At 39.9% G+C, this 26,348-nt stretch carries 29 protein-coding genes and 1 pseudogene; 13 read left to right on the top strand and 17 right to left on the bottom strand.

Annotation, left to right across the window (positions count from 1 at the left end):
• Positions 1 to 44: 44 nt before the first annotated feature.
• Positions 45 to 2,237 carry a PhoX family protein gene (locus HJG58_RS00960; protein ID WP_170247629.1) on the top strand — a complete coding sequence of 731 codons (2,193 nt, stop codon included), beginning with the start codon at positions 45 to 47 and terminating at the stop codon, positions 2,235 to 2,237.
• Between the two features lie 49 nt (positions 2,238 to 2,286).
• On the opposite strand, the gene HJG58_RS00955 is transcribed toward HJG58_RS00960, so the two are convergent.
• Positions 2,287 to 3,066: an NRDE family protein gene (locus HJG58_RS00955; RefSeq protein WP_171545189.1), complete on the bottom strand. Its 780-nt coding sequence runs from the start codon at positions 3,064 to 3,066 to the stop codon at positions 2,287 to 2,289.
• A gap of 93 nt (positions 3,067 to 3,159) precedes the next feature.
• Between HJG58_RS00955 and lgt the strand changes: the two genes are divergently transcribed.
• The 7 genes and pseudogenes from lgt (at position 3,160) to msrA (ending at position 8,050) form a co-directional block, all read left to right on the top strand.
• Positions 3,160 to 3,978 (top strand): prolipoprotein diacylglyceryl transferase, encoded by an 819-nt coding sequence (lgt, locus tag HJG58_RS00950; RefSeq protein WP_170247628.1) that lies wholly within the window; start codon positions 3,160 to 3,162, stop codon positions 3,976 to 3,978.
• Positions 3,979 to 4,058: 80 nt separating this feature from the next.
• Positions 4,059 to 4,418: a hypothetical protein gene (locus HJG58_RS00945; RefSeq protein ID WP_033849483.1), complete on the top strand. Its 360-nt coding sequence runs from the start codon at positions 4,059 to 4,061 to the stop codon at positions 4,416 to 4,418.
• A gap of 9 nt (positions 4,419 to 4,427) precedes the next feature.
• A pseudogene (locus tag HJG58_RS00940) lies at positions 4,428 to 4,815 on the top strand (hypothetical protein); the annotation flags it as partial.
• 143 nt (positions 4,816 to 4,958) lie between these two features.
• Positions 4,959 to 5,801, top strand: a complete 843-nt coding sequence (thyA, locus tag HJG58_RS00935) for a thymidylate synthase (RefSeq protein WP_017482022.1) — start codon at positions 4,959 to 4,961, stop codon at positions 5,799 to 5,801.
• 44 nt (positions 5,802 to 5,845) lie between these two features.
• Positions 5,846 to 6,355 (top strand): dihydrofolate reductase, encoded by a 510-nt coding sequence (locus HJG58_RS00930; RefSeq protein ID WP_032035374.1) that lies wholly within the window; start codon positions 5,846 to 5,848, stop codon positions 6,353 to 6,355.
• Positions 6,356 to 6,369: 14 nt separating this feature from the next.
• Positions 6,370 to 7,425 carry an Lnb N-terminal periplasmic domain-containing protein gene (locus HJG58_RS00925; protein WP_170247627.1) on the top strand — a complete coding sequence of 352 codons (1,056 nt, stop codon included), beginning with the start codon at positions 6,370 to 6,372 and terminating at the stop codon, positions 7,423 to 7,425.
• Between the two features lie 100 nt (positions 7,426 to 7,525).
• A complete protein-coding gene (gene msrA / locus HJG58_RS00920; protein WP_086400286.1) occupies positions 7,526 to 8,050 on the top strand; it encodes a peptide-methionine (S)-S-oxide reductase MsrA in 525 nt (174 codons plus the stop codon).
• A gap of 58 nt (positions 8,051 to 8,108) precedes the next feature.
• On the opposite strand, the gene HJG58_RS00915 is transcribed toward msrA, so the two are convergent.
• The 5 genes from HJG58_RS00915 to HJG58_RS00895 form a co-directional block, all read right to left on the bottom strand.
• Positions 8,109 to 8,513 (bottom strand): ExbD/TolR family protein, encoded by a 405-nt coding sequence (locus tag HJG58_RS00915; RefSeq protein WP_000885432.1) that lies wholly within the window; start codon positions 8,511 to 8,513, stop codon positions 8,109 to 8,111.
• Positions 8,513 to 9,133 (bottom strand): MotA/TolQ/ExbB proton channel family protein, encoded by a 621-nt coding sequence (locus HJG58_RS00910; RefSeq protein ID WP_001011664.1) that lies wholly within the window; start codon positions 9,131 to 9,133, stop codon positions 8,513 to 8,515. Before HJG58_RS00910 ends, HJG58_RS00915 begins: the two co-directional genes overlap by 1 nt.
• A 43-nt stretch (positions 9,134 to 9,176) precedes the next feature.
• Positions 9,177 to 9,935 carry an energy transducer TonB gene (locus HJG58_RS00905; protein WP_216076481.1) on the bottom strand — a complete coding sequence of 253 codons (759 nt, stop codon included), beginning with the start codon at positions 9,933 to 9,935 and terminating at the stop codon, positions 9,177 to 9,179.
• Positions 9,936 to 10,318: 383 nt separating this feature from the next.
• Complete coding sequence (gene purU / locus HJG58_RS00900) at positions 10,319 to 11,182, bottom strand: formyltetrahydrofolate deformylase (RefSeq protein ID WP_005066088.1); 864 nt, start codon at positions 11,180 to 11,182, stop codon at positions 10,319 to 10,321.
• Positions 11,183 to 11,256: 74 nt separating this feature from the next.
• The gene (locus HJG58_RS00895) at positions 11,257 to 11,949 is read right to left on the bottom strand and encodes a TetR/AcrR family transcriptional regulator (protein ID WP_086265051.1); all 693 of its coding nucleotides are present in this window, start codon (positions 11,947 to 11,949) and stop codon (positions 11,257 to 11,259) included.
• A gap of 112 nt (positions 11,950 to 12,061) precedes the next feature.
• Between HJG58_RS00895 and HJG58_RS00890 the strand changes: the two genes are divergently transcribed.
• The 4 genes from HJG58_RS00890 to HJG58_RS00875 all read left to right on the top strand — a co-directional run bounded on the left by HJG58_RS00890 (position 12,062) and on the right by HJG58_RS00875 (position 15,939).
• Positions 12,062 to 13,510 (top strand): coniferyl aldehyde dehydrogenase, encoded by a 1,449-nt coding sequence (locus HJG58_RS00890; RefSeq protein WP_086265052.1) that lies wholly within the window; start codon positions 12,062 to 12,064, stop codon positions 13,508 to 13,510.
• A 167-nt stretch (positions 13,511 to 13,677) separates the two neighbouring features.
• Positions 13,678 to 13,914, top strand: coding sequence for a 50S ribosomal protein L28 (gene rpmB / locus HJG58_RS00885; RefSeq protein ID WP_000048256.1), 237 nt, complete (start codon positions 13,678 to 13,680; stop codon positions 13,912 to 13,914).
• 12 nt (positions 13,915 to 13,926) lie between these two features.
• Positions 13,927 to 14,082 carry a 50S ribosomal protein L33 gene (rpmG, locus tag HJG58_RS00880; RefSeq protein ID WP_001205031.1) on the top strand — a complete coding sequence of 52 codons (156 nt, stop codon included), beginning with the start codon at positions 13,927 to 13,929 and terminating at the stop codon, positions 14,080 to 14,082.
• Between the two features lie 147 nt (positions 14,083 to 14,229).
• The gene (locus HJG58_RS00875; protein WP_170247626.1) at positions 14,230 to 15,939 is read left to right on the top strand and encodes a cation:proton antiporter; all 1,710 of its coding nucleotides are present in this window, start codon (positions 14,230 to 14,232) and stop codon (positions 15,937 to 15,939) included.
• Between the two features lie 36 nt (positions 15,940 to 15,975).
• Here the strand turns inward: HJG58_RS00875 and HJG58_RS00870 are convergent, their stop codons facing one another.
• The 10 genes from HJG58_RS00870 to HJG58_RS00825 all read right to left on the bottom strand — a co-directional run bounded on the left by HJG58_RS00870 (position 15,976) and on the right by HJG58_RS00825 (position 24,932).
• Positions 15,976 to 16,254, bottom strand: a complete 279-nt coding sequence (locus HJG58_RS00870; protein ID WP_002114792.1) for a hypothetical protein — start codon at positions 16,252 to 16,254, stop codon at positions 15,976 to 15,978.
• A 112-nt stretch (positions 16,255 to 16,366) separates the two neighbouring features.
• The gene (locus HJG58_RS00865; protein ID WP_005066079.1) at positions 16,367 to 16,870 is read right to left on the bottom strand and encodes a DUF6586 family protein; all 504 of its coding nucleotides are present in this window, start codon (positions 16,868 to 16,870) and stop codon (positions 16,367 to 16,369) included.
• Positions 16,871 to 16,950: 80 nt separating this feature from the next.
• On the bottom strand, positions 16,951 to 17,313 hold the full coding sequence (locus HJG58_RS00860) for an ASCH domain-containing protein (RefSeq protein WP_170247625.1): 363 nt from the start codon (positions 17,311 to 17,313) through the stop codon (positions 16,951 to 16,953).
• A gap of 9 nt (positions 17,314 to 17,322) precedes the next feature.
• Positions 17,323 to 17,562, bottom strand: a complete 240-nt coding sequence (locus HJG58_RS00855; protein ID WP_170247624.1) for an RNA recognition motif domain-containing protein — start codon at positions 17,560 to 17,562, stop codon at positions 17,323 to 17,325.
• Positions 17,563 to 17,635: 73 nt separating this feature from the next.
• Positions 17,636 to 19,615: an ATP-dependent helicase gene (locus tag HJG58_RS00850; protein WP_170247623.1), complete on the bottom strand. Its 1,980-nt coding sequence runs from the start codon at positions 19,613 to 19,615 to the stop codon at positions 17,636 to 17,638.
• A gap of 114 nt (positions 19,616 to 19,729) precedes the next feature.
• The gene (locus HJG58_RS00845) at positions 19,730 to 20,311 is read right to left on the bottom strand and encodes an HdeD family acid-resistance protein (protein WP_170247622.1); all 582 of its coding nucleotides are present in this window, start codon (positions 20,309 to 20,311) and stop codon (positions 19,730 to 19,732) included.
• 126 nt (positions 20,312 to 20,437) lie between these two features.
• Positions 20,438 to 21,196, bottom strand: coding sequence for a hypothetical protein (locus tag HJG58_RS00840; protein ID WP_170247621.1), 759 nt, complete (start codon positions 21,194 to 21,196; stop codon positions 20,438 to 20,440).
• Between the two features lie 88 nt (positions 21,197 to 21,284).
• A complete protein-coding gene (gene topA / locus HJG58_RS00835) occupies positions 21,285 to 23,921 on the bottom strand; it encodes a type I DNA topoisomerase (RefSeq protein WP_170247620.1) in 2,637 nt (878 codons plus the stop codon).
• A gap of 35 nt (positions 23,922 to 23,956) precedes the next feature.
• The gene (locus HJG58_RS00830; protein ID WP_170247619.1) at positions 23,957 to 24,406 is read right to left on the bottom strand and encodes an ammonium transporter; all 450 of its coding nucleotides are present in this window, start codon (positions 24,404 to 24,406) and stop codon (positions 23,957 to 23,959) included.
• A gap of 148 nt (positions 24,407 to 24,554) precedes the next feature.
• A complete protein-coding gene (locus tag HJG58_RS00825) occupies positions 24,555 to 24,932 on the bottom strand; it encodes a winged helix-turn-helix transcriptional regulator (protein ID WP_069141742.1) in 378 nt (125 codons plus the stop codon).
• Between the two features lie 99 nt (positions 24,933 to 25,031).
• On the opposite strand from HJG58_RS00825, the gene HJG58_RS00820 reads away from it, so the two are divergent.
• The gene (locus HJG58_RS00820; protein WP_170247618.1) at positions 25,032 to 26,042 is read left to right on the top strand and encodes a zinc-binding alcohol dehydrogenase family protein; all 1,011 of its coding nucleotides are present in this window, start codon (positions 25,032 to 25,034) and stop codon (positions 26,040 to 26,042) included.
• A gap of 55 nt (positions 26,043 to 26,097) precedes the next feature.
• Here HJG58_RS00820 and HJG58_RS00815 read toward each other — a convergent pair whose 3' ends face one another.
• Entirely contained in the window at positions 26,098 to 26,343 is a 246-nt protein-coding gene (locus tag HJG58_RS00815) for a SlyX family protein (protein WP_002115104.1), read from the bottom strand.
• Positions 26,344 to 26,348: the final 5 nt, after the last annotated feature.

Below are 26,348 nucleotides of genomic sequence, written 5' to 3'. Positions count from 1 at the left end.
TGAAGAATTTTAGAACAATCTCTTTATTTACTTAGGAATTTCCCATGACAGAGCTGACGCCATATAATGAAGACCAAGAATTGGATAATAATACTTCTGACAATATCCACTTCCGCGACATCTTAGAACAACACATCAGTCGCCGTAGTTTAATTACTAAAGCAGCAAGTGGTGCTGTAGCGCTAACTTTAGCCTCTACCTTAACAGGCTGTAATGATAGCGATGATGATTCAGGTTCAAACAATGGCGGAACTACACCTGTAGATCCAAATAAAAAACCAGAAAAACTCACATTTACCCCAGTTGCTAAAAATTTACATGATATTGTGACAGTGCCTGAAGGTTATGAAGCCAATGTCATTTATGCTTTAGGTGATTCAATCAACCCTGATATTGGCGAATGGGATGACAACAATATTCCATCTGGCCCAAGCTTCCTTTTACGTTCTGGTGACTGCCATGACGGCATGCATTTCTTTGGTTTAAATACTTCAACAGACAAATTTGATGGGAATGTTTCAGCTGAAGGCTTATTAGTGATGAATCACGAATATATCAACCAGACCTTCCTTCACCCAAAAGGTCCAACAAAAGTTGATGGACGCCGCCCTGAAGATGAAGTGATTCGTGAAACAAATGCACATGGCGTATCTATTGTTCACATTAAAAAAGATCCAATAACTCAAAAAGTAGTAATTGATAAAAGTTCTGTTTTTAACCGCCGTATTACAGCATCAACAGAAATGGATTTTGCAGGTGCAGCAGCTGGTTCTGGCTTGCTTGCAACTCGATTCTCACCGACTGCCCGTAAAACACGTGGTACCCATAATAACTGCGGTAATGGTCATACCCCTTGGGGCACATACTTAACTACCGAAGAAAACTTTATTGGTTACTTTGCTCGTAGTACGACTGATGACGCGTTACGTACTCCAGAAGAAATTATTGCACTGAAACGCTATGGCTTAAAAGCAGGATCTGGTTCACGTTACAGCTGGGAAACAGCAATTGGTCAAGTAGAGTCACAAGACTTATATGACCGCTGGAATGCCGACGTAAATGCTGCACAAGCTACCCAAGACTATCGTAACGGTCCAAATACATTCGGGTGGATGGTTGAGATTGATCCATTTGATAGACGTCAAAATCCAGTTAAACGTACTTCACTTGGTCGTTTTGCACATGAAGACAGTGCTTGTCGTGCCGTAGTAGGTCAACCATTAGCATTTTATATGGGCGATGACTCAACTGGCGAGTATATCTATAAATTTGTATCAACGGCTGCTTGGGATGCTAAGGATATAAATGGTGGCTATACGACTGGTGACAAATATATGAACGCAGGTAAGCTCTATGTTGCCAAATTTAATAACGATGGGTCAGGTCAATGGATTGAACTTGCTTATGGCAAAAATGGTTTAAATGAAAGCAACACCACCTACCCATTTAAATCTCAAGCAGATGTTGTGACATTTGCACGTTTGGCGGGTGACGCCGTCGGCGCTACAAAAATGGATCGCCCAGAATGGTGTACAGTTAATCCAGTGAACGGCGAAATTTATGTCACTCTAACCAACAACTCGAATCGTGGTTCAAGCTACCCAACTGATGCAGCTAACCCACGTAATTACACAGATATCAAAGGTAAAGAAGAGCAACAAAAAGGTAATGTAAACGGTCATATCATCCGTTTTAAAGAAACTGATGACAAAACCACTGCTGAAACCTTCAAATGGGATATCTATCTGTTTGGTGCAGAAGCATCTATGGCTTCAAACATTAACTTATCGGGTCTGACAGACAACAATGATTTGTCATCTCCAGATGGTATGTGGTTTGACCCACGTGGTGTACTTTGGATTCAAACAGATGATGGCGCATACACTGATGTTACTAACTGTATGATGCTTGCTGCGTTACCAGGCCAGATTGGAGATGGTACTACTGCAACTACGTCAAATGGTCAGCAAACTTTAGTGGGTGCTAAAGTAACAGATGAAACGCTACGTCGCTTCCTTGTTGGGCCCAAAGAGTGTGAAATTACAGGTATTGCGATGACTCCAGACCACAAAGCAATTTTCATTAATGTTCAACACCCTGGGGAAAAGTCTAAAAAATATGATGCCCCAACAAGTAACTGGCCTGCAACCCAGAAAGATCCAAACAACAAAACTGCGCGCCCACGCTCAGCAACTGTTGTGATTACCCGCAAAGATGGCGGTGTGATCGCGGGCTAATTCTTTTATAACTATGAAAATGCCGGTCGATTGATCGGCATTTTTATTATCATCGATTTAAGAGAACCTGCTGCTGAACAATTTGCCCACTATGCTCGCCTTGCTGAGTCTTTTCCAGCCAAAGCCATTCATTATTGGTCATTCTTAGAAAGTTTGAACAACGTGTGCCATACACAGGACTTTGAATAAAAGTCGATGACAATAACTCTTCCATTTCTGGCTGAATGCCCGTATTGGGTAATAATGCAGTTGTGACCTTACGTTCATCTTCAAGAATATCCCATGCAGCGTGTTGCAAAGTTAACTCTTCCGTCTGGTGCTGAAGCATAGGCAAAAACTCTTGCGTAAAACGTGTTCTTAAATGTCTGGTTTTTTCCCAATGTTCAGACATCAAGCCATTCGAAACCACATAAACACCATTGGCTAATACTTGCGGTGCTTCACCACGATTACTCATATAAACTGCTTGATCAGCATTTCCCATAAACAGGTTAAAGCCAGCGAAGTTCTGTTGCTGCTGTTCTAATTGCTGAGCAAATCGAATCGGCAATAAATCAGACTCTAAAAAAGCCTGAACCAAATGCCCCCGAGAAGTTTCATATTTTTTTTGATCTCGTCCATCACGAAAATTGGTCAAGACAGCCCATCGACCTTGAGGTGTTACGCCCATCCAAGTCCCACCCGACTGTAAATCTTGGCCAGCAATAATCGGTGTGTGTTGCCACTGATGTAATAAAGCTGTTGGTCGATGATAGAACTCATCCCGATTTGACATAAGACATAAGGGCATATCATCAAGAACATGCCATGCTAAAGCCACAATACACATCTTTTCTTATTCCCTATCTTTACACATTGAATGTACAACATTTTTCACATCATTCCGCTACAATCTGTCAAAACGTAAGATCAAGGAGCAGCAATGCTGACCTATCCTAATATCGATCCGGTCGCAATACATCTAGGACCTCTTCAAGTCCATTGGTATGGACTCATGTATTTATTGGCATTTTTATGCGCTTGGGGACTTGCCTCCTACCGTGCCAAACAGCGTGATGGCTGGACATCGGACATGGTTTCCGATCTGGTGTTTTACGGTGCTTTAGGTGTCGTTCTGGGCGGTCGTGTCGGCTATGTCCTTTTCTATGAGTTTGATAAATTCCTTGAAAATCCGATTTGGCTATTCCAAGTCTGGACAGGCGGTATGAGTTTCCATGGCGGCTTTTTAGGCGTCATGATTGCGATGTTATTTTGGTGTAAAAAATATCAAAAAACATGGTTCCAAACTCTCGACTTTATCGCCCCATGTGTACCGACTGGCTTAATGTTTGGGCGCTTTGGTAACTTCATTGGTGGAGAGTTATATGGTCGTGCAGTAACTGACCCAAATTATCCATTTGGTATGATCTTCCCAACTGATCCATTGCAACTGGTACGCCATCCATCACAAATTTATCAAGCAATTTGTGAAGGCTTAATCCTATTTATTGTTTTGTGGTGGTTTAGTTCAAAACCACGCCCACGCATGGCGGTTTCTGCTCTATTTTTAATGGGCTACGGTGTTGCACGCTTCGTAATGGAATTCTTCCGTCAACCAGATGCCGATCAAGGTTTCATTTTATTTGGCTGGATGACTAAAGGTCAGATCCTTACCGTTCCAATGTTGCTGATTGGCCTTTGGATGATGTGGTATGCCTACCAAAAGAAAATTTATGACTGGGGCCCACAAAAGAACAGTTAATATGATAAATCAGAGGAGTTTCGGCTCCTCTTTTCTTTTTTATGCTACAGTTTTTACTCTCCCAAAAATGAAGATATGCCATGCTGGAATTCTGGTTTGACACACAAGTCCCGACATTTAAAAAATTAGTGATTTTAATTATTACTTTGGCTATTTGTATTGGGCTATATCAATACCAGCCTTTGCCCTTAGATACGATTTTAATGTTTACTGGCACGGGTGTTATCTTTTTAATCTGCCGCTATTTTAAATTACATTTTGCTCAGAAAAATCCAACTGGCCTACTTTACCGCCTGCTGACTTGGATTCCTATCGCTCTTTTATTTGCACTTATTTTTGTTAAAACAATGCCCAACTTGCTGATCTGGGGTGTGCAAGGAATCGCTTTTATGGCACTTGCAGCTTTTATCTTTTCTCCTCAATCACTTTTTAATAAATAGGCTTGATATATGTTGGCTTATTGGTACAACGCACCACGTCACATCAAACTTATGTTCATTATTGTTGTTTGTGTTGCAGTTTATGCTGCTAATCAAGTTCAGCCCTTATCTCCTATTTATACAATACTCAGCCTTATTTTCGGATTTGGTTTACATATTGGGCATTACTTGAATACTAAACTTTCAAACAACACATCAGGCAAATCGAGCTTGGGACTTTTAATCAAAATCTATCCTATTTTGATCATTATTATTTTGATGTATTTGCTCCCTGTTCAGCATAAATGGATTCATCTCATACAAGCTTTAGGCTTTGTACTAGTTGGCTTTTTTCTTGTCTCGATTTATCAAAATCGAGCTAAAAGATTTAACTAAACACATTCAGCAAAAATATCTTAGAACTAATTTTAGATTTTCATCTTGAGCTACAACAGGTATCATCTTCAGTGGTTCATGATGAAGCAGCTCTATTGAGTAATTATTTATCTTCTGAGCTATCTCCCTTCTATTTTATGGAATTAATCCGAACTCGAGAGTGTTATGCGTGCATATTTAGACCTACTACAACATATCCTTGATAATGGCGGTGACAAAGGCGACCGTACAGGCACAGGAACCCGTTCTGTATTTGGTCATCAAATGCGTTTTGATCTCTCTAAAGGTTTTCCTTTACTCACCACAAAAAAAGTTCATTTCCGCTCGATTGTGATTGAGTTACTTTGGTTTTTAAAAGGTGACACCAACGTCCAATATCTAAAAGACAATAAAGTTTCAATTTGGGATGAATGGGCAACCGCAGAACAAACAGCTCGTTTTGGCCGTCCAGAACATGAACTTGGACCAGTCTATGGTCATCAATGGCGTAATTTCGGCGCAACCAAAAATGCAGACGGCTCTTATAACCAAGATGGTTTTGACCAGATTAAATGGTTAATTAACGAAATTAAAACTAACCCAAATTCACGCCGTTTAATTGTTTCTGGCTGGAACCCGAATGAAGCTGGACAAGTTGCTTTACCACCTTGCCACACACTTTTCCAATTTTTCGTACAAGATAACAAATTGTCATGTCAGCTTTATCAACGTAGTGCTGACGTCTTCTTAGGCGTACCTTTTAATATCGCGAGTTATGCTCTACTCACCCATATGATTGCTCAAGTTTGCGGTTTAGGTGTAGGTGATTTTGTCTGGACTGGTGGTGATACGCATCTTTATGCCAACCATTTTGAACAAGCTAAACTTCAATTGACACGTGAGCCTTTACCGCTATGCCAATTGAAACTAAATCCAGAAATAACCGATTTATTTGATTTCAAATTTGAAGATATTGAAATTGTAGGTTATGAATCACATCCTGCAATTAAAGCACCAGTTGCAGTATAAAGACGGCTTAAATTTCATTAGATTACGGTTTAGAGAATAAGATTATGGCATGGCAAAATGTAGAAGTTGTCCACGTTGTGGCAATGGACAAAAATCACTGTATTGGTAAAGGCAATGCGTTGCCATGGCATATTTCTGCCGACTTAAAACACTTTAAAGAAATCACACAAGGTGGCGTGGTCGTGATGGGTCGTAAAACCCTTGAGTCTATGGGCCGTGCTTTACCAAACCGTGTGAACTGGGTAATTACCCGTGACATTAACTGGCAATTTGATGGCGTTAAAGTTGCGTATTCAATTGAAGATGCTTTAAATGCAGCTTTAGAAGATGTAAAGAATACCGAAAAACAAGCTTTGTTCATTATTGGTGGTGGTGAAATCTTTAAGCAAACATTGTCGATTGCAGACCGTCTTGAACTTACTCATGTTGACTTAGATGTGCAAGGTGATGCACATTATCCAACAATACCGAGTGAATTTCATAAAATTGCGAGTGAACAGCAAGTTGATGAAAAATCAGGAACTTCATTCGAGTTTGCGACTTATAAAAAATAATTTTATGGATGCCTATGCACAATATCGGAACACGTGAATTTATTATTGCTCTACTTTTTGGGCTGTTACATAGTCTATTCACGTTGTTTATTGTGTTCTCTAGTATTTGGGTATGCGTAGCGCTCTGGGTCCAACAACCTTTTGGCTGGTTAGGTAGTCGCATACTTATTGGCATCTGGATTGCTTTTGCACTCAGTATGGTTGGCTTATATGTTGAAGGTCATCTTATTAGCCGCCGTACCGATATCCTGATTTACCTTGCTGCCTTTGCTTGTTCACTAGTCTGGTATTTTTCGATTACCGCACGTCAAGATCGTGATTGGAACCCAGAAGTTGCCAATATGCTGAGTTACGAAAAGCATGGCGATGTAGTTACTTTACACAATGTTCGTAACTTCAACTGGCATCCTGACGGAACCTATGATGTCCGCTGGGAAACCCGAACTTTTGATCTAAACCAGTTGAATGGTATAAATATCATTGCCTCTTACTGGATGGGGCCACAAATTGCCCATACACTGGTAAGTTTCGAATTTGCTCACCAACAACCTTTAGTCTTTTCAATTGAAATTCGCAAAGAAAAGAGTGAAGAGTTTTCGGCAATTGGCGGATTTTTTAGGAAATATGAACTGAGCTTAATTGCTTCTGATGAAAAAGATATTGTTTACACACGCAGTAACATCCGCAAAGAGCAAGTTTATAATTTTCCTGTTAACATGCCTCGTAGTGAGCAAAAGGCTTTATTTTTAGAATATCTAAAGAAATCCGATGAACTTCGTGCAGAACCAAAGTGGTACAACACTTTAACCAGTAACTGTACAACCTTAATTTTTGATATGGTTCAAGCGATTAACCCCTATCAGCTTCCTAAAGATTATCGTCTAATCGCTTCAGGTTACTTACCTAATTATTTATATGATCTTAAAGCACTTAATCAAAATATCAGTTTAAAACAGTGGTATCAAATTGCGCATATCAATCCACGTACTGAAAATTTTGAACAACTTTCAGATCAGAGTAGTGAACACTTCTCTCAAATCGTTCGACAAGGTTTACCTAAAGCTAAATGAAATAAGTAATGCACTTTTCTTTACTTTTTTATACATGCTTTACTTTGTATTTTAAATACATAAACCCTATTGTAATAGGCAGGAAATAGAGGGAAAAACAATGCAACAAGCATTATTTGGCGGCGGCTGTTTTTGGTGCGTCGAAGCTGTATTTTTACAAATACGCGGTGTAGAAAAAGTAACTAGTGGTTATGCAGGTGGACACACGACTAACCCTACATACGAGCAAGTATGTCAAGGAGATACCCAGCACGCTGAGGTGATCTTGGTTGATTTTGATGAAGAGCAAGTAACTTACTCCCAATTACTTGATGTGTTCTTCGCGACTCACGATCCAACGACTTTAAATCGCCAAGGTAATGATATTGGCACACAATACCGCTCTGTTATTTACTATTATAATGAAGAGCAAAAGCAGGCAGCGGAACAGACGATTCAGACTCTAAAAAATGACGATCTTGATATTGTGACTGAGCTGTCTCCTGTTCCGACATTCTATCCGGCAGAAGAATACCATCAGAATTACTATGCAAAGAACCCTTCACAAGGTTATTGCAACTTTGCGATTCCACCAAAGCTGCTCAAGCTATATAGTAAATTCCAGCATCTGATGAAAGATCAATAAATCAGAGCAATAAAAAAAGCAACCAAACTGGTTGCTTTTTTATTGAGTAAACTAAATTTTAGTTTTCACTTACAAAGGCAATATCGCTCAGTCCGGCTTCACTGGCGCGAGACATTACCTGAGCAACAGTATCGTACTTCGACTCTTTATCAGCACGAAGTTGAACTGTTGGCTTAACATCACCTTGACCTGCTTCTTGAAAACGTTTTTGAAGCTCATCTAGGCTAATTACTTGAGTATCCCAAGCCACTTCACCATTTGCATTGATACTAATCGTAATAGCTTTTGGTGGTGGATCAATAATTTCAGCAGTTGTTTTAGGAAGCGTTAATGGAATCGATGGGTTGGCAACTGTTGCTGTGACCAAAAAGATGATCATTAACACCAACATAATGTCGATTAGCGGAATGAGGTTCATCTCATTCATGCCACTATCGTGGTCTTCACCCAATTGAAAAGCCATTAAGCTTGACCTCCAACATAACTTTGCTGTGCAGTTTTAACATCAGACTTTACAGTTGAGTCTTGCTGCAACATCGTGTCAATTAATAAGCTGTGTGCTTGATCTTGTAAGTCATGAGCAAGACCACGGTTTGCACGTACACAAATGTTATAAGCCAATACCGCAGGAATCGCAACTGCAAGACCAAGACCCGTCATAATCAGTGCTTCACCTACTGGTGTAGCCACTTGAGCCAAACCAGCTTGTCCGCTTTTACCAACGGCAACCAGCGCATGGAAAATACCCCAAACCGTACCAAACAAACCTACGAATGGTGCAATTGAAGCAATCGTTCCTAAAACAGAAATACCTTTATCAGCATTGGCCTTTTCAGCAGAAATCTGACGAAGTAATGCCTGCTCTGCAACCGCTTTACGCTGTTCAAAACTCAAAGGTTGTAACTTTGCTTTTAGCGAAGTGATAGCCTGAGAAAGTTGAGCATAAGCTTGTTGTTTTAGCTGGCGAGTCCCCATCAAACGTAAGATGAAAACTGTCCAAGTAGCAATCGACATTGCCAATAAGATGAAATACAGGGTTTTACTCACTGCATCTGCATGTTGCCAATAGATTGAAAAGTTCATATTGAACTCCTGATTAAGGTTAGCCGTTGGGACTCAAAGTTATTTAAGGAACGAAATCAAATGGTTGCTCTGGACCTTTAATTGGATAAGCAACCCCGTTTTCCGTATAAGGTTTAAACTTCGCACTTTTTACAGCACGCAAAATCTTTGCCTCTACAACAGGAGGACAGTTACTACGCAAGAAGCGAACATCAGTCACTCGACCTTTCTCATCCGCATCTATAGAAACGTTTGCAGAACAAGCTTTATTATCTAATTCCTTCGTTGTTATAGATACCTTCGGTGAACGGCTCCACTGTACACCTGAACCACCAATTGAAACTCGTTTCGGTGATGGATCTGGAGCAGGTTGAGCTTTAGGCGCTTCTTGTACTACCGGCTTAGGTTTTTCGACAACTTTTTCAGTAACTGTTGTCGTCGTTGTCACCACTTTGGTTTCAACTTTAGGTTCTGTCTTTACTGTTTGTTTTGGTGTTTCGGCCTTTTTCACCTGTTGAATTTTTTCCACTTTTTTGGGTGGTGTCACAGGCTTTTCAACAACTTTAACTTCTTTTACCTCTTTCTTAGGTTCCGGCTTTTTAGGTGGTTCCTTCGGTTTAGGAGGCAGTGGTTTTGGTTGCTCTTGAATTTTTACGAAACGTACCTGTAAAGGCTTCTTCTCGATTGGCTTTAATTCAGCAGGCTTAATATGGCTGACCGCCCATAAGACCCCGATATGACCAATTGCAACCGCAATTAGTGCAGTGATGACTTTCTTTTTCATCGGATTGGGAGAGTTTAAGGCTGCGGAAGATTGACTCATAAGAATCTAATTACCTAATGGATGATGATTTCAGATTTCTATTTGTAGAAACGATTTCAAACATCGGATAGAACAATAAAGTGCCACAATAATAAATGAGAAGTGTTTTCATTTGCAACTATTTTTTGAGAAAAACATTTGCTCAAGATCCCTACTTTGTATCAGTTAAGTGTCTTTGCTTTTGTTTTCTCATAGTTACATGAACGAGTATCTCTTGTTCACAAAGTGTTTAATCTAACTTATATAGCTAGGCTAATTTCACTATGAAGAGATCAAATCCTAACATAAACTCATTCATCATTGTTACGTTATATCATTTCAATATTTTTTTTGATATAAAAAAACACGCATGAAGCGTGCTTTTTTTTTTAAATAAGCGTTATTTAAAAAACAACCGTCTTGTTGCCATCAACAATGATACGGTCTTCCAAATGCCATTTTACTGCACGTGCCAATACATTACGCTCTACATCTTCACCTAGCTCACGAAGTTGCTCAACATTATAGTCATGGCTTACACGCTCAACGTCTTGCTCAATAATTGGGCCTTGGTCTAGATCAGCAGTCACATAATGAGCTGTCGCACCAATTAACTTCACACCTTTTTCATAAGCTTGCTTGTATGGGTTAGCACCCACGAAAGCTGGCAAGAAAGAATGGTGAATATTGATGATTTTCATTTCCCATTTCGCAACAAAATCTTCGCTTAAAATCTGCATGTAACGTGCAAGAACCAATAAGTCATTGCCTTGCATCATTTCATCAATTTGTGCATAAGCTTCAGCTTTATTGTCTTTTGTTACTTTAATTACAGTAAATGGAATACCGAAGTTCTCAACGGATTCACGTAAATCTTCATGGTTAGAAATTACATGCGTAATTTCACAAGGTAACGACCCACGTGCATGACGCCATAATAACTCAAGTAAAGCATGGTCGACTTTAGAAACTAAAATACCAACCTTTTTAATTTCGTTTACGAAAGCCAGACGCCATTGCATGCCATAACGCTCAGCAACGTTCGCAGCAAATGTTTGAATTAATGCATCTTTACGCGACTGTAAATGGTCAAGTTCAAATTCAACACGCATGAAATAACGTCCGCCCTGAGCTTCCGTCGCATACTGGTCAAGCGCGGTAATGTTTGCACCTTGGTGGTACAAAAAGCTCGATACAGCCTGTACGATCCCAGGCTTGTCTTCACAAGTAATCAGTAAACGGGCTGTATTGGCAGTGGTCATATTCATTTGGTTAATATCACTTAATTGAGTCAATTTTTTAATAAGCCGAGTATTCTAGCGCTCTAAATAAACAAGCACAACTATTCATCTTTTAACGACGATAAGCTGGCGAATAGATCAGAAGGTCCCAGTGACTCAAGCAACTGCTCATAAGTTGCTCGGCTTTCTCCCATCAGATAAGGACCTTCAAGGAAAACCATTTGACGTAATGCCTGCCAAACCCATTTTTCTTCTAAGTGGTTATTGTCACTAATGTGACCAGACATATATAAAAAGTTTGTCCAGTTTGTTAATACAATCCACAAGTTAATAATGAGTGCTTCAATTTCAGACGGCGTCATTTTCATAAGACCTGCATCGACAAAGGCTTGATAAATCTTTTGCCCCTGCTGCATGACCTGTCCAGCAAACCGTGGATAAATCTTTTTAAAGTCTTCGTTACTTTCAACTAAATGATACACATCGCGATGAATAAAACGATAACTCCATAGTTGACCGCTTAACACTTGAAAATAGCTGATTTTATCATTGGTCGTTAATGGCCTGTCTTCAGGTAAAGAAAGCATGTCTAAAGTCTCAACCTGATATTGGTACATTAACTCTTTAATGATTTCATGCTTATTCCGAAAATGATAATACAAGTTTCCCGGACTAATACCTAACTCTGCAGCAATATGATTGGTTGTAACCGACCGTTCACCTCGCTCGTTAAAAAGCTGCAAACTGATTTGTAAAATCCGGTCTTTTGTCTTCAGAGCTTTAGGTAGAGACATTTTAATAACCTTTAATAATTCACATGGTTAAGACTTAAACACATAAACTGACTTGACTATTTAGAGTATTTACTCTAAAAAATAAGTATATCAGTATATTTGGTAAGTACCGATGAACAGTCAAACAAAAACAAATCCAGAGACTCAGCTTCCTTATGATGTAAAGCATTTACATGACTTGCTTGAACAACAAAAGCTTGCTTATTTACGTCATCCGGTACCCACTGCTAAAGAGCGTATTGATCGTTTAGCTCGTCTTAAAAGAGTCTTGGTAAAATATCAAGATCAGATTGCCGAAGCAATTAACCTTGATTACGGCAATCGTGCAATTATGGAAACAAAAATTGGTGAGCTACTCACTAGTTTGGAACAAATCAAATATTACAGTAAGCATCTGACTGCGTGGATGAAACCTTCAAAACGCCATATCAGTGTATTACATCAGCCAGCAAAAGGTTGGGTACAATATCAGCCTATGGGTGTAATTGGTATTATTACACCATGGAATTACCCATTATTACTTTCGGTTGGACCTCTGATCTGTGCACTAGCTGCGGGCAACCATGCCATGATCAAAATTTCTAGTGCCTCTCCAAATTTTGGACGTGTCCTTGAAAGTGCATTAGCAGAAGCATTCCCACAAGAATTAGTTGCTGTGGTAAATGGTGGTGGCGTTATTTCAGATGCGTTTAGTCATTTGCCTTTTGACAAAATGATTTTCACAGGCTCAACTTCTGTTGGTAAAACAGTGATGGCAGCCGCAGCTCAAAATCTAGTTCCAGTTATTCTTGAGTTAGGCGGAAAATCTCCTGCCCTAGTACATGCGTCAATGGACATGAAAGATGTTGCCCAGCGTATTGCTGTAGGTAAATTATGGAATGCAGGACAAACTTGTGTTGCGCCAGATCATATTTTCTTACCACGAGGCAAAACTGCCGAGTTCATCGAAAACTTTAAATTGATTGTGGCTGGAATGTATCCTCATTTCCGCAACAACCAAGACTACACCTCTATTATTAATGATAAACAGTACAACCGCATTCAGGGTTATCTTGAAAATGCCCGTGATCAAGGTGCACGTATTGTTGAAATTAATCCGCAAAATGAAATTTTAGATGATGTCCGTAAAATTGCGCCAACTTTAGTCACTGGGGTGACGACCGCAATGGATATTATGCAAAATGAAATCTTCGGGCCTATTCTACCGATTTTAGAATATGACCAAATAGAAGAAGTCATCGAATTCATTAATAGTCGTCCACGTCCTCTAGCGATGTATTATTTTGATTATGATCAAGCGCGTGCTGACTATATTGCACAGCACACCCATTCAGGGCATTTCGGAATTAACATGGTGATTACCCATGTTGCACAAGATGATTTACCGTTTGGCGGAATTGGCGCATCAGGTATGGGTAAATATCACGGACCAGAGGGCTTTTTTAGCCTTTCTCATGAGCGTTCGGTGATGTCAAATCCAAAACTTTATAGCCTTAAATACATTCTTCCACCGTTCAATAAGCCGATTCATCGTTTCATTTCGAAAACCTTGTTGCGCTAACTGATCAAGGCATGATCTGTTATACTAAATCATGCCTCGTTTTTACCAATTTCGCTTGTCTTTTAATCGTATTTTTGGTATAAAACGCCCCTTGAATGAATTCATCCGTTTACATTTAGTATGACTGGCCACAGATTTGCTGTTGGCTGAATCAATGGAGTTACACCATGTCTAAGGTTTGCCAAGTTACCGGCAAGCGTCCAGTCGTTGGTAACAACGTCTCACACGCCAACAACAAAACCAAGCGCCGGTTCGAGCCGAACCTGCACCACCACCGTTTCTGGTTAGAAAGCGAAAAACGTTTTGTACGTCTTCGTTTAACCACTAAAGGTATGCGTATTATTGACAAATTGGGTATCGAAAAGGTTGTTGCAGACCTTCGTGCTCAAGGTCAAAAGATCTAAGGAGTCTGAGCAATGCGTGATAAGATTCGCCTCGTTTCTTCAGCTGGTACAGGTTACTTCTATACCACGACTAAAAACAAACGTACTATGCCGGAAAAAATGGAAATCAAAAAATTTGATCCAAAAATCCGTCAACACGTGATTTTCAAAGAAGCTAAAATCAAATAATTTTAGCCTCGAAAAAAACGACTTCTTTATGAAGTCGTTTTTTTTTGCATTTTTTTTATACCCACCTTTTTGTTAAACTTTCTCTACATTCCGCCTTGGCATTTTTTATGCTTGTTTTTAGCCTAACTCACGTAAAAGGAGTTTTTAGTGCCGCATGACGTAGATTTAATTATTTTACTTGCCGTTGGTTTCGGTGTTGCCCTCATTTTTGGCTATATTGCAGCCCGATTACGACTCCCCCCTCTTATCGGCTATTTAATTGCCGGAATTATTATTAGCCCAAATACACCTGGTATCGTCGCAGACATTCACCTTGCCAACCAGCTTGCAGAACTCGGGGTCATGTTCCTAATGTTTGGTGTAGGGATGCACTTTTCATTAAAAGACTTATTACTAGTTCGTCGTATTGCCTTGCCTGGCGCAATTTTACAGATCGCTGTTGCAACCTTACTTGGTATTGGCGTTTCAATGCTATGGGGATGGAGTTTCGGGTCTGCACTCGTTTTTGGCTTAAGTCTATCGTGTGCGAGCACGGTTGTATTATTAAAAGCATTAGGAGACCGAGGTCTTTTAGACTCAGTTAACGGCAAAATTGCTGTGGGTTGGCTGTTAGTCGAAGACTTAGTGATGGTACTGGTTTTAGTACTTCTTCCGGCTACAGCTGTTTTACTCGGTGGAAAAGCACCAGCAGGTGCAGACGGAAATATCTGGTTAACCCTTGGAATAACTTTATTAAAAGTGATTGGCTTTATTGCCTTTATGCTTATTGTAGGCAAGCGTGTTGTGCCTATTATTATGCAATTCGTTGCTCGGTTAGGGTCAAGAGAGCTATTTACGCTGACTGTCGTCGCTGCTGCTGTTTCGATTGCTTACGGCTCTTATGCCATCTTTGGGGTTTCAATGGCTTTAGGCGCATTCTTTGCGGGTATGGTCGTTAAAGAATCAGACTTTAGCCATCGTGCAGAAGAAGAAACTCTTCCTCTACGTGAAATTTTCTCGATTTTATTTTTCGTTTCTGTAGGCATGCTGTTTGATCCACATATTCTTGTGGAGAGTCCGCTACATATTTTAGCTGTTATCGCGATTATTATGGTGGGTAAGACTCTTGCTGCAATGGCATTGGTTTTATTCTTCCGCTATCCAATCAATACAGCTTTAACAGTCGGGGCAAGCCTTGCACAGATTGGTGAGTTTTCATTTATTTTGGCGACACTTGGTGTTTCTTTAAGCCTATTAAGCCTAGAAGCTCAGAATTTAATTCTAGCTGGCGCTTTATTTTCAATTACGCTTAACTCTTTCATCTTCTCAGCCATTGAGCCTGTACAACGCTGGATTCGTGAACGCTCTCACTTAGCTCGACTGCTTGAACGTAGTGGTGACCCATTAGCAATGTTACCCGATGAAGTTGATCAAGCTTACTTACGTGATCAGGTCGTGATTGTGGGATATGGCGGTGTAGGACGACGCATTACTGAAAATTTAATTAATGAAAATATTAAAGTCGTTATTGCAGAAGAGAATCGTGAAATCGTAGAAAAACTACGTAATGCAAATATTGCTGCTGTGAGTGGTGTTGCTACTGAACCAAGTGTTTTAATTCAAGCACATATCATGCATGCACGACTATTAGTGATCTCACCTATGGATATTTTAGATATTCACCGTATTGTGGCGATTGCCAAGCAATTAAATCCTCAAATTCAGGTATTAATTTGCGCGGAAAGCAAAGAAGAAGCAGCGGTTATCCGTGACGAAAATATTGGAGAGGTGTTCTATGCAAAAGAAGAAATGGCAAAGAATATGAGCCACCACATCTTAAATCAGATCGAGCTTGCTCATCAGTCAACGGTTCATTAACTCCATATAAAAAGCGTACTCAAGAGTACGCTTTTTTTAACTCAAGAATTTAGGCTGTTCGTCTAATACCTCAGCCTGCCACTCGTTTACCTGCTTTTCCAGCAGTCCAAACAATGCAGCCTGAATCATATGCTGAGCAACAACTGGAGTCTGCTCACCCAAGATTGCTTTGACTTCATCGCTAAATTGAATTTTAACCAAGGGTTCATTCTCAGAACCTGCATTACGCAAGGCGAGTTCACCACCTTCGAGTTGAACTAATTCCAACACTGCTTCTTGATTTCCAAATAACTCTTTCAATTGCTGTATAGACATATACTTCCTCCATGTTTCAACATGGTGGCAAAGCACCCTTGCACTTTGCATCTCTTGTCTTATTTATATAGGCACACCTAGTCTAAATTTCAAGCATCTAGGCAGTTTAATTTTAGAACTCGACCATTTCGTTACGAAAACCATCAATTAAATGACTTAATTCTCGGTGCCATTCACGCAAGATTTTAACATCTGGCAACCAAGACTGAGGCCCTTGTGTCACTTTAATAATGAGGTTAGAAGAAGTTTCTTCTTCTGGAGTCGGTTCTTTGGGTTCTGGGGCGTATTGGCACATACGATAAGCTCGTTTTAACTCTGCAACAAAACCATCTTTTGCCAATTGCTGCAAAACGGACACTTCAGGAGAAACCTGCCCTTTTGCAGCCATATGTTCCTCTATAGATTTTAAGGTGGGTTGCAAATCATTTAAACGGTAATAACGTACCAATTCTTGTAAGAACGCTAACATTGCGCCATGTAAATGAAATACAGCTGCTTCACGGTAAGCTTGTACCTGCTGCACATGATCGGTCTGCTCTGCCTGTTGACACGCTAGACGTGCAAAATAGAGCTTCTGATTGGTACGATCGGCATGATAACGAGCAACACGTGACATAACTAAACTTTCCTGTTCTAAAATCGCCATTGCAATAGCTATTCTTAGCTTAACGACTCCATTGATAAAATCAACGTTATTTATGGTAAATCCAGCTCAACTTGATAAATTTTATGTTTAGCTAAAATTTTCACTGGCTGTTTTATAGGACGAACATTACTTAAGACCCAAGCAAAATAGCCTTCACTCCAAGCAGATGCACAGGCTAAATTGACCTCGTCATTTCGCCAAGCATGAATAGAGTCGACATCAACTAAAGCGACAGCAACTCCTTCCTCTTCATCAGTATCTTTAATCAGAAAGTTCTGGTTTTCGACAATTAATAGATCTTTCACTGGTAACTGCGTAGGCACCCATGAACGCACTTCAAGTGTTTTGATACCTTCAGCAATACGAGTACCATTGGGCGTTACAATCGAGAGAGCTAAAAATTGTCTTTTCATCAGAAAAACTTATTCTTCGGCTGCTTTAACTCGAATTCCATAGCCTTTAACTTTAAGCATATTTAAGCCTTTAATTGCCTTAATCGCTTCACGTGGATTCGGCATTTCAACAAAACCAAAGCCTTTCGATTTACCTGTGTCTTTATCAGTCACAAGAACACATGTATCAACTTTACCATATGCCTTAAACAACTCTAAAACTTCAGCTTCACTTACAGCACGATCTAAATTACGAACTAATATTTTCATTTTCTAACCTTAATTGGCAATAAAAGGGAGGGCCAATATACATTTAAGTAATCACAGCGTCTTATACAGTAGTTTAGTCCAGATCGATACCAAAACCTAAATTTACTGCAGGAGATCTGTTCCATTGTTTTTTAGTAAATTGCTGAGGTACTTGCCTATGAATCTTTGTTTGAACCAAATGTGCAGGCAGATCATTTAAGAAATAACTCTCGACTTTACGACCTTGCTCATCATAAGTGTCTTGCGACCACGTATTAAGATTTTGCTTCGTCAAAATTAATTCATTTTCAGCACGCGTTAAGGCAACATATAGCACACGGCGTTCTTCCTCAACATCATCAAAATCACCCTGAGCCCTTGCATAAGGATATTGATTTGGCGATACGTGAGGTACATAACAAACTTTCTGTTCGGCACCCTTAGCTGAATGAATCGTAATTAAAGTTACTAAATCTTGATCAGCAGCTTTTTCAATTTCAGAAACTGAAATCGGCTCAAGTACATATTCCTCAAGGAATTCACCTAACGACGCATGCTTTCGTGCAAGTTGCTTAACCAAATCAAAGTCTTTTAAACGACGTGACCAATCTTTGGTTTTATAATTTTGCTCTAGCTGTTCACCTAAAGCATCAAGAGCCAAGCCAATACTTGCCTCGACATGCTGCTGTAATACATCTAGTTGTTTTAAAATTAAAATCGCTTGTAGAGGTACCTTGCCATGACGTTCAAGTCGCTGACAGCGCTCCTCGACATCAACAATTCCCATCAGCTCTTGGGCTAACTTACTCGCTCCAACATCGCCAATCCCATCCCACAAGGTTAAAAACCGCATCCAAGCCAAATCATCGTGAGGGTTACTCACAATACGTAACAGGCTAAGTACATCTTTTACATGAGCCGACTCAAGAAGCTTTACCCCACCAATAAAACGATAAGGTATTTCAGCAGCAATAAAAGCCCCTTCTAGATATCGGGCACTATAACCAGAACGGACTAACACCATGTGGTCATGCCAGTTTGCACCTTGCTGGTGGCGCGTTATTAAATCCTGTGCAATCCAGTTTGCTTCTTCAAATTCATTGCCAAACAAATGTAGTTGTGGCTTTTGCCCTTGACCACGATGCGCTTGTAGCTGTTTTTGATAATCAATTGGGCTATGTGCCAATAACCAATTTGATAAATCTAGAATTTCTTGAGTCGAGCGATAATTTAAAGCGAGTGTAAGTACTTCTGCATCGGGTATTCGTTCTTTAAAAGAATGAATATTTTCAAAGTCTGCGCCACGAAAGCCATAAATGGACTGAGCGTCATCACCCACGCAAAATAACTTCACTTTACCAATTAAGGGCTGCAACAAAGCCCATTGCAAAGGGTTTGTATCTTGCATTTCATCAACTAGCAATGCCTGACAAAAGCCTGCCACCCAATTGGTCAACGCTTCTGAGTTTTGTAAATGAACAGCCACAATCGACAAGATATCGTCGTAATCTAAAAAATTACGCTCTCTTTTACGTTGCTCATAAGTTTTCATCAACTCAGCAATTTGTGCCTTGTGCTCATAGGCTTCTGGAAGTTGCTTAAGCAGTGCTTCAGAAAGCTTGGTTTGAGTATTTCTTGCATAGGAATATAGATCGCACAGCTCTGCCGCTTTAGGTAAAACATTATCTTTGTCTTTACCTCTTAATAAACGGAACATCAGCAACTGATCATCACGATCAATAATACTAAATTGATTTAAGCCAAAAGCTTGTGGATTACGACGCAGTAAATACATACAAAAAGTATGAAAAGTCGAAGCTCTTAGGCCCTTTGCCTGTGCTCCTACATGCTGCTCTACTCTTGCAACAATCTCACTCGCAGCACGTCGAGTAAAAGTTAAAATCTGGATTTGATTCGCTGGTAAGCCTTGATCAATTAAATAGGCGGCACGTGCAACAATTGTCTTTGTCTTGCCACAACCAGCGCCCGCCAAAACTAAACAGTTCTGCGCAGATGTCGTGGCTGCTTTTTTTTGCTGAGCATTTAGTTCATTAATTAATTTTGCAAGACTCATAACACATATCGCTAAAACACCAAGACATAGTTTAACAGACCCAACCATAGATGCGTCTGCCCGTCATAAAAACAAAAAGAGCACCTAAAGTGCTCTTTGATTCAATATTCTTATTTAAGATACTGTTTTTGAACTAGATGGTAGATGCTTAATCGCAGAAGCCAAACCTAGAAAATTAATGCCTTGAAATAAGATATCTATGGCAAGGAACATTCCTAGCACCCAAAAAGGTGAATCTTTAGAAACCAAAATTAAAATACCTGTAGCGAGTGTTAATAATCCGGAGAATAAAGTCCAGCCCCAGCCCGTAATTGGCTTAAGTAAAATTGCGTTTATTGTACGTATAGTCCCAGCGATGATAAGTGCAATCGATAGTAAGCTTGTTAAAACTACCGCTGTTTTTACAGGAGTAGAAAAAGCGTAATAACCCGCTATTAAATAAAGTACACCAAACAGTGCCCATAACCATCGGCTTGCGCCTTTAAAAACACTAATAGCCGCAACAAGATGTAAAACACCTCCGACCATCATGAGTATTCCAAATAAAAAAACGACAGAAAAAGTCGCAAATGGTAATGAACTAAACAAAATCAGACCGAAGCCAATAAGCACAAAGCCTAATATCAAATACCACTTACGATCAGCATGTAACTGATTGCGCACCAAATCATTACCGACAGTTTTCATCATGGCCACTCTTATTATCAGGTATTAGAATTTCATCTACCTAATAATAGTGATACACTTCACATTTTTTGTCTGTATAAGATCTGCATCGTTTATTATCAATTAATGTGGATAAAGCAGTATTTATCCACAATTTTATTTCACCCAACCAATTTCTTGAGCTGTAGGTAAACCTATTATCGTTTCATGTAAACCATTCGGCATTTTACTGCTCTGCTCAGATAATGGTGTTCGACCACCCATGATTTCAGCGTCAGTTTGCGGATATAAAGGCACTTTTTCAGGTTGCGCATAACCTAGAGGGTAAAGCGGTTGACCAGTTTTTAAATCATATTTGTCTTGTGCCCCAAAGCCATGTAATAGCTCATGAACAATCACGACCTGATTTTGGGAAGCTTGTGTGTTGGTCGCAAATAAATTCACACTACCAATACGACCTTTTTCCAAAGCAGTCGAATGGATCAAAACTTTTTGATAATGGGGATCGTAATAATTTAAATAAAGCTTAAGTGATGCCCCATTGTCTTCAGGTTGTTGATGCCGCCATGCATAAAAACGGAACTTTAAACTCCACCACATCACATGAAAGATATTGGCATTTTGAGGAGCCTCAGGAGGTCGTTGTTGTAATGGCTGACCTAAACGAATTACAAAGTTTCCTGATTGACTACGATAGTGTTGCGACCATTCTCCTAAATAATTTCTTATTCTCTCAAAATCAGTGTATTGCAACTGATGAATATAGCTCTGTGTTGTCTGCAAACCGTCTGCATTAATAGGATGTAAAACGACAACAATAGGTTGATTCCAATCTTGGTTTTGATCTCGCCATGCCTGAACAGCAACAATCAATAAAATAATTAACAAACATAAAACTCGAATGTTTTTCCACATTCTTTTTCCCCATAGATTTAAAATTTTCTTTTATTGTTTTAGATACAAAAAATGCTAGCTGAGCTAGCATTTTTTATTGTGGACTTAATTAGCCCTCAACCCATTTACCATTTTGATAAATTAGGCTCCATTTAGTTTGTTTGCCTTCTGGAGTTTCCGAGCCTACATATTGTGATTGATTCTTACGACTGAATTTCACAACTGTCGGATTACCTTCAGGGTCTACATCTGGAGCTTGTAAAATAAACTGGTATTTAGGATCAAGCTGAGCAGCAACACTACGCAATTCCGCAACTTTTGGCGCACGTGTTTCACGAATTTTCGGGAATTTACTTGCGGCCAAAAACAGACCAGCAGCACCATCACGCAACACGAAATAGTCATCATGCTTTGTTGAGCGCAAATGTTCCATCTTGATCGGTTCTACACGTGGAGGTGCAGGTTGACCGCTTTTCAAGACTTTACGGGTGTTGTCACAGCTTGTACAAGCGAAATACGGGCCAAAACGACCAGTCTTAAGCTGCATCTCACCATCACATTTATCACATGGAATGGTTGGTCCATCGTAGCCTTTAATCTTGAACTCGCCTTCTTCAAGCTCAAAACCGTCACAATCAGGGTTGTTACCACATACATGTAGTTTACGACCACCATCAATTACATAGCTGTCCATGGCTGTGCCACATTTTGCACAACGATGTTTTGACATCAAGTCTGCGGTTTCAGCACCATCATCATCAGAAAGAGCAGCTAAGGACTCAACAGGTGTTAAGTTCAAAGTACCTTTACAACGCTCTTTAGGCGGTAAGTTATAACCAGAACAACCTAAGAACACGCCTGTTGTACCTGTACGAATCTGCATTGGACGTGAACATTCAGGACAATGTACTGCTGGCACTTCAACCGGCTGGTTACGACGCATGCCGTGCTCGCCTTGAGCATTGGTAAGACGTTTCTTGAAATCACCATAGAAAGTATCAAGTAACTCTTTCCAGTTACGCTCGCCTGTTGCAACTTTATCGAGCTGCCCCTCAAGGTCTGCTGTAAAGGCATAATTCATCAAATTATTGAAACTTTCATCAAGTCGGTCCGTGACAATTTCACCCATTTTTTCGGCGAAAAGACGACGGTTTTCTAACTTAACGTAGCCACGTTCTTGAATCGTAGAAATAATCGCTGCATAAGTCGAAGGACGACCAATACTACGTTTTTCGAGTTCTTTTACCAAAGAAGCTTCAGTAAAACGTGCAGGTGGTTTAGTAAAGTGCTGACTTGGGTCTAACTTCTCTAATTTTAAAATTTCGCCTACTTTAATTGCAGGCAGAATAATATCGTCATCAGACTTGTTGGCACCACGCACTCGTGTAAAACCATCAAATACAAGCGTACGGCCTTTTGCCTTCAATTCAACATCAGCAGCTTCAACCGTTAAAGTTGAAGATAAATATTCTGCTGGAGTCATTTGACAAGCAACAAACTGACGCCAGATCAAATCATATAAACGCTGAGCATCACGCTCTACACCTGCAAGTTGGTCACCTGTAAGCGCAACATTAGAAGGACGAATTGCTTCATGGGCTTCTTGAGCACCGGCTTTGTTACCATAGCGGTTTGGTTTTGCAGGTAAATATTTCTCACCAAATTGGCTTTCAATATGAGCACGTACCATGCTTACTGCATCGTCACTCAAGAACGTTGAGTCAGTACGCATATAGGTAATAAAACCTGCTTCATATAGACGCTGTGCCAACATCATGGTTTTCTTTACAGAAAAACCTAGACGTGTACTTGCAGCCTGTTGCAGCGTTGAAGTGATATACGGTGCACTTGGATTGACCTTAGTCGGTTTATCTTCACGCTGTGCAACTTTATATTCAGCACCTTTTAAAACATCCAATAAAGCATCAGTTTCAGCTTTATTTTTCAGTTTAAGGGTTTTACCAGCTTGCTTAACTGCTTCAAGACGAATGTCATCTTTCTTGGCTTGCGTGTCTGCAAAAACTTGCCAGTATTCTTCTGGTATAAAAGCACGAATTTCTCTTTCACGCTCTACAACCAGTTTCACTGCTACAGACTGTACACGACCTGCCGATAAACCACGGGCAATCTTTTCCCACAGCAATGGTGAAACCATAAAGCCAACAACACGGTCTAAGAAACGGCGTGCTTGCTGTGCATTAACTCGGTTTAAATCTAGGCGGGTAGGTTGTTTAAATGCTTCTTGAATGGCATTTTTAGTAATTTCGTTAAATACCACGCGATGATAACGACTGTCATCACCACCAATAACTTCTCTTAGGTGCCAAGCAATGGCTTCCCCTTCTCTATCCAAGTCCGTTGCGAGATAGATTGCATCGGCATCTTTGGCGAGTTTCTTTAGTTCAGCAACAACATTTTCCTTACCTGGCAGAACTTCGTAATGAGCTTCCCAACCATGTTCAGGATCAACCCCCATACGATTAACTAAAGCCTGACTGGCTTTTTGTTCTTTTTCTGCTTCAGTGAGTTTAGTCCGTGCAGCCGGCTTTTTCTCAGTTGATTTACTGCCACCTGTTGGCAAATCACGCACGTGACCTACAGAAGACTTTACAATGTATTGCGAACCCAGATATTTATTGATGGTTTTCGCTTTGGCAGGCGACTCCACAATCACTAAGGCACGTTTATGTGCAGCAGATGCAGTAGATGCTGTGCTTTGAGATGCAGAGCGCGAGGTATTCGCCATATAAAATGTTATTCCTATACCAATAAATTTAAAAATCAGGCTTTAGCCAAGTTCAACAGATAAGCCTTCATCTCATCTAATTGTGTTGCTCTCAGGTCTGATTCCTCATCCCAATAAAGCCCTACACAGTTTGCCTGCATATCAATAGCATAAATCCCTTTTAATGCAATGGGAGAATCATTAAATTTCTCATCACCCTGAAGCACTTTTAATTTGCCGTCTACAACGCGAGCGCGCATTAAAGATAAACGGGCATCGGGAATCAATACACTATAATAAGCAACCATGCTGGCACGCTTTTCAGTCGCCATTGGGACATGTGTCCATTCAGGTGCAACGATTACACGCGGGTGTAAACCCATTTTACGAGCTTTATCACGCATAATACCAAGTGCCTTTTCACGTGGGCTCACTCTTAAACCAAAAATGGAGCCTAGTACGAAAAGAACAATGATAACGGTAACCCAAATTCCCATATTGTCCATAGCAAAACCTATTAATCTCTTTTATTAGAGTTGCATAAGCGGACCAGAAAACGCAAGTTTCATCATAAAAATAATGCCCAATCCAGGGGCAAGCTTAAAAATAGTCAGATTTCACAGTGCAAATTACAATGAGCTAACTCAAATATAATTAAGGATTCGAATTACGATCCACAAGTGTCAGCTTTCCAAACTGGTCAATATGAGCATCCCCCCACTGTTTTAAAGCAAACAGAATTTTCTCAAGACTTTGTCCCAAATCAGTCAGGCAGTATTCTACTTTAGGTGGTACCTGAGGATAGACTTCCCGATGAATAATTCCATCTTGTTCCAATTCACGTAGCTGATTTGTCAGCATTCTTTGGGTAATGCTCGGAACACGCTTTCGAATTTCGTTAAACCTCAAGGTACCTTCATTAAATAAATGCCAAAGAATGACGCATTTCCATTTTCCATCAATCAAACTAATGGCTGCTTCAACAGAACATCCCGGAGAACAATCAAAACTTGAATGTCGTACTTTTGCCATTTTACAGTATCCTTTTTGACACTATGAGCGTTATTTGTCTGTAGTTACTTATTTTAAGCTTACGTTATGATCAAACTCTCAACAAGAGGAATGATAATTATGAAAGCTGTGGCATATCAAAAAGCGGGGCCTATTACATCGCCAGAAGCACTCGTCGATATTGAACTCGATGCCCCTATTGCTGAAGGACACGATTTACTTGTTCGTGTACAAGCTGTTTCAGTAAATCCGGTAGATACTAAAATTCGAAAGAATGTAAGCCCTGAGAATAATCAGTGGAAAACTCTTGGCTGGGATGCAGTAGGTGTAGTTGAAGCGATTGGAGATAAAGTTACTCAATTTAAGATTGGCGATATTGTTTGGTATGCAGGTGCTCTTAATCGTCAAGGTAGTAATAGCGAATTACAACTCGTTGATGAACGCATTGTTGGCCATAAACCAAAAACTTTAGAAGTAACCGAGGCGGCAGCTCTCCCTTTAACTGCAATCACGGCTTGGGAGATGTTATTTGATCGCCTGCAAGTTCCAAAGAAAGCGCCAGAAAACACAACAATATTAGTGATTGGTGGAGCTGGTGGTGTTGGTTCAATCACCATTCAACTTCTTAAACAGCTGACAAACCTAACAATTATTGCAACAGCTTCACGAGCAGAAACTCAAGACTGGGTTAAGCAACTTGGAGCAGATTATGTGTTAGATCACCGTCAACCTTTAGCAGCCCAAATCAAGCAATTAGATTTAAAGGCACCTTTATATGTGTTCTCAACTACTCAAACAGATCAGCATTTAGCAGATATTGTCGAGTTGATTGCACCGCAAGGCCGTTTTGGGCTTATTGATGATCCTGAACAGTTAGATATCAAACCGTTTAAAACCAAGTCTGTATCTGTGCATTGGGAATTTATGTTTACACGTTCAATGTTCCAGACCGAAGATATGGCAAAACAAAGTGAACTATTAAATGAGGTCAGCAAGCTGGTTGATGATGGGAAAATCAAAACGACTGTAACGGAAGTTATAAGTCCAATTAATGCTGAAAATTTAAAACGAGTTCATCAGCAAATTGAAAGTGGCACAACAAAAGGTAAGATCGTCTTACAAGGTTTTTAAGCAAAATTGGGAAATATTCCCAAATAAAAAGGCAAGTATTGAACTTGCCTTTTTATTAATAGTGGGGAGGTTTATTCGTTAATGGGTCAAAAGGTGCAATGCCTTCTGATAAATCCGACGATTCCACACGTTGATAAAGAAATTGCATTTGTTTTTTCAAATCAGCTATTTCTTGAGTTTGAATAGCGAGTTGTTGATTTAATTGTTCAACTAAATCATCCAAAAATGTAATTCGCACTTGCAAATCTTCAATGGGTGCGGAAAATGACGCTTGATCATCATGATATGGTGGTTTAGTCATTTAAA

This window comes from Acinetobacter geminorum (assembly GCF_013009345.1).
In the GTDB taxonomy this organism is placed as follows: domain Bacteria; phylum Pseudomonadota; class Gammaproteobacteria; order Pseudomonadales; family Moraxellaceae; genus Acinetobacter; species Acinetobacter geminorum.
The sequence above is the reverse complement of the archived record's forward strand: the minus strand, read 5'-3'. Positions and strand labels throughout refer to the sequence as shown.

Bases quoted from the DNA above. Each gene is read 5' to 3' on its own strand.
- HJG58_RS00895 (WP_086265051.1), bottom strand. From the start codon at position 11,949: ATGTCTCTACCTAAAGCTCTGAAGACAAAAGACCGGATTTTACAAATC.
- HJG58_RS00855 (WP_170247624.1), bottom strand. From the start codon at position 17,562: ATGAAAATATTAGTTCGTAATTTAGATCGTGCTGTAAGTGAAGCTGAA.
- HJG58_RS00820 (WP_170247618.1), top strand. From the start codon at position 25,032: ATGAAAGCTGTGGCATATCAAAAAGCGGGGCCTATTACATCGCCAGAA.
- HJG58_RS00865 (WP_005066079.1), bottom strand. From the start codon at position 16,870: ATGTCACGTGTTGCTCGTTATCATGCCGATCGTACCAATCAGAAGCTC.
- HJG58_RS00930 (WP_032035374.1), top strand. From the start codon at position 5,846: ATGGCATGGCAAAATGTAGAAGTTGTCCACGTTGTGGCAATGGACAAA.
- HJG58_RS00830 (WP_170247619.1), bottom strand. From the start codon at position 24,406: ATGGACAATATGGGAATTTGGGTTACCGTTATCATTGTTCTTTTCGTA.
- HJG58_RS00945 (WP_033849483.1), top strand. From the start codon at position 4,059: ATGCTGGAATTCTGGTTTGACACACAAGTCCCGACATTTAAAAAATTA.
- HJG58_RS00870 (WP_002114792.1), bottom strand. From the start codon at position 16,254: ATGTCTATACAGCAATTGAAAGAGTTATTTGGAAATCAAGAAGCAGTG.
- HJG58_RS00860 (WP_170247625.1), bottom strand. From the start codon at position 17,313: ATGAAAAGACAATTTTTAGCTCTCTCGATTGTAACGCCCAATGGTACT.
- topA (WP_170247620.1), bottom strand. From the start codon at position 23,921: ATGGCGAATACCTCGCGCTCTGCATCTCAAAGCACAGCATCTACTGCA.
- HJG58_RS00905 (WP_216076481.1), bottom strand. From the start codon at position 9,935: ATGAGTCAATCTTCCGCAGCCTTAAACTCTCCCAATCCGATGAAAAAG.
- HJG58_RS00960 (WP_170247629.1), top strand. From the start codon at position 45: ATGACAGAGCTGACGCCATATAATGAAGACCAAGAATTGGATAATAAT.
- HJG58_RS00955 (WP_171545189.1), bottom strand. From the start codon at position 3,066: ATGTGTATTGTGGCTTTAGCATGGCATGTTCTTGATGATATGCCCTTA.
- HJG58_RS00825 (WP_069141742.1), bottom strand. From the start codon at position 24,932: ATGGCAAAAGTACGACATTCAAGTTTTGATTGTTCTCCGGGATGTTCT.
- rpmG (WP_001205031.1), top strand. From the start codon at position 13,927: ATGCGTGATAAGATTCGCCTCGTTTCTTCAGCTGGTACAGGTTACTTC.
- HJG58_RS00815 (WP_002115104.1), bottom strand. From the start codon at position 26,343: ATGACTAAACCACCATATCATGATGATCAAGCGTCATTTTCCGCACCC.
- HJG58_RS00910 (WP_001011664.1), bottom strand. From the start codon at position 9,133: ATGAACTTTTCAATCTATTGGCAACATGCAGATGCAGTGAGTAAAACC.
- msrA (WP_086400286.1), top strand. From the start codon at position 7,526: ATGCAACAAGCATTATTTGGCGGCGGCTGTTTTTGGTGCGTCGAAGCT.
- HJG58_RS00840 (WP_170247621.1), bottom strand. From the start codon at position 21,196: ATGTGGAAAAACATTCGAGTTTTATGTTTGTTAATTATTTTATTGATT.
- HJG58_RS00890 (WP_086265052.1), top strand. From the start codon at position 12,062: ATGAACAGTCAAACAAAAACAAATCCAGAGACTCAGCTTCCTTATGAT.
- HJG58_RS00925 (WP_170247627.1), top strand. From the start codon at position 6,370: ATGCACAATATCGGAACACGTGAATTTATTATTGCTCTACTTTTTGGG.
- lgt (WP_170247628.1), top strand. From the start codon at position 3,160: ATGCTGACCTATCCTAATATCGATCCGGTCGCAATACATCTAGGACCT.
- purU (WP_005066088.1), bottom strand. From the start codon at position 11,182: ATGAATATGACCACTGCCAATACAGCCCGTTTACTGATTACTTGTGAA.
- thyA (WP_017482022.1), top strand. From the start codon at position 4,959: ATGCGTGCATATTTAGACCTACTACAACATATCCTTGATAATGGCGGT.
- rpmB (WP_000048256.1), top strand. From the start codon at position 13,678: ATGTCTAAGGTTTGCCAAGTTACCGGCAAGCGTCCAGTCGTTGGTAAC.
- HJG58_RS00850 (WP_170247623.1), bottom strand. From the start codon at position 19,615: ATGAGTCTTGCAAAATTAATTAATGAACTAAATGCTCAGCAAAAAAAA.
- HJG58_RS00915 (WP_000885432.1), bottom strand. From the start codon at position 8,513: ATGGCTTTTCAATTGGGTGAAGACCACGATAGTGGCATGAATGAGATG.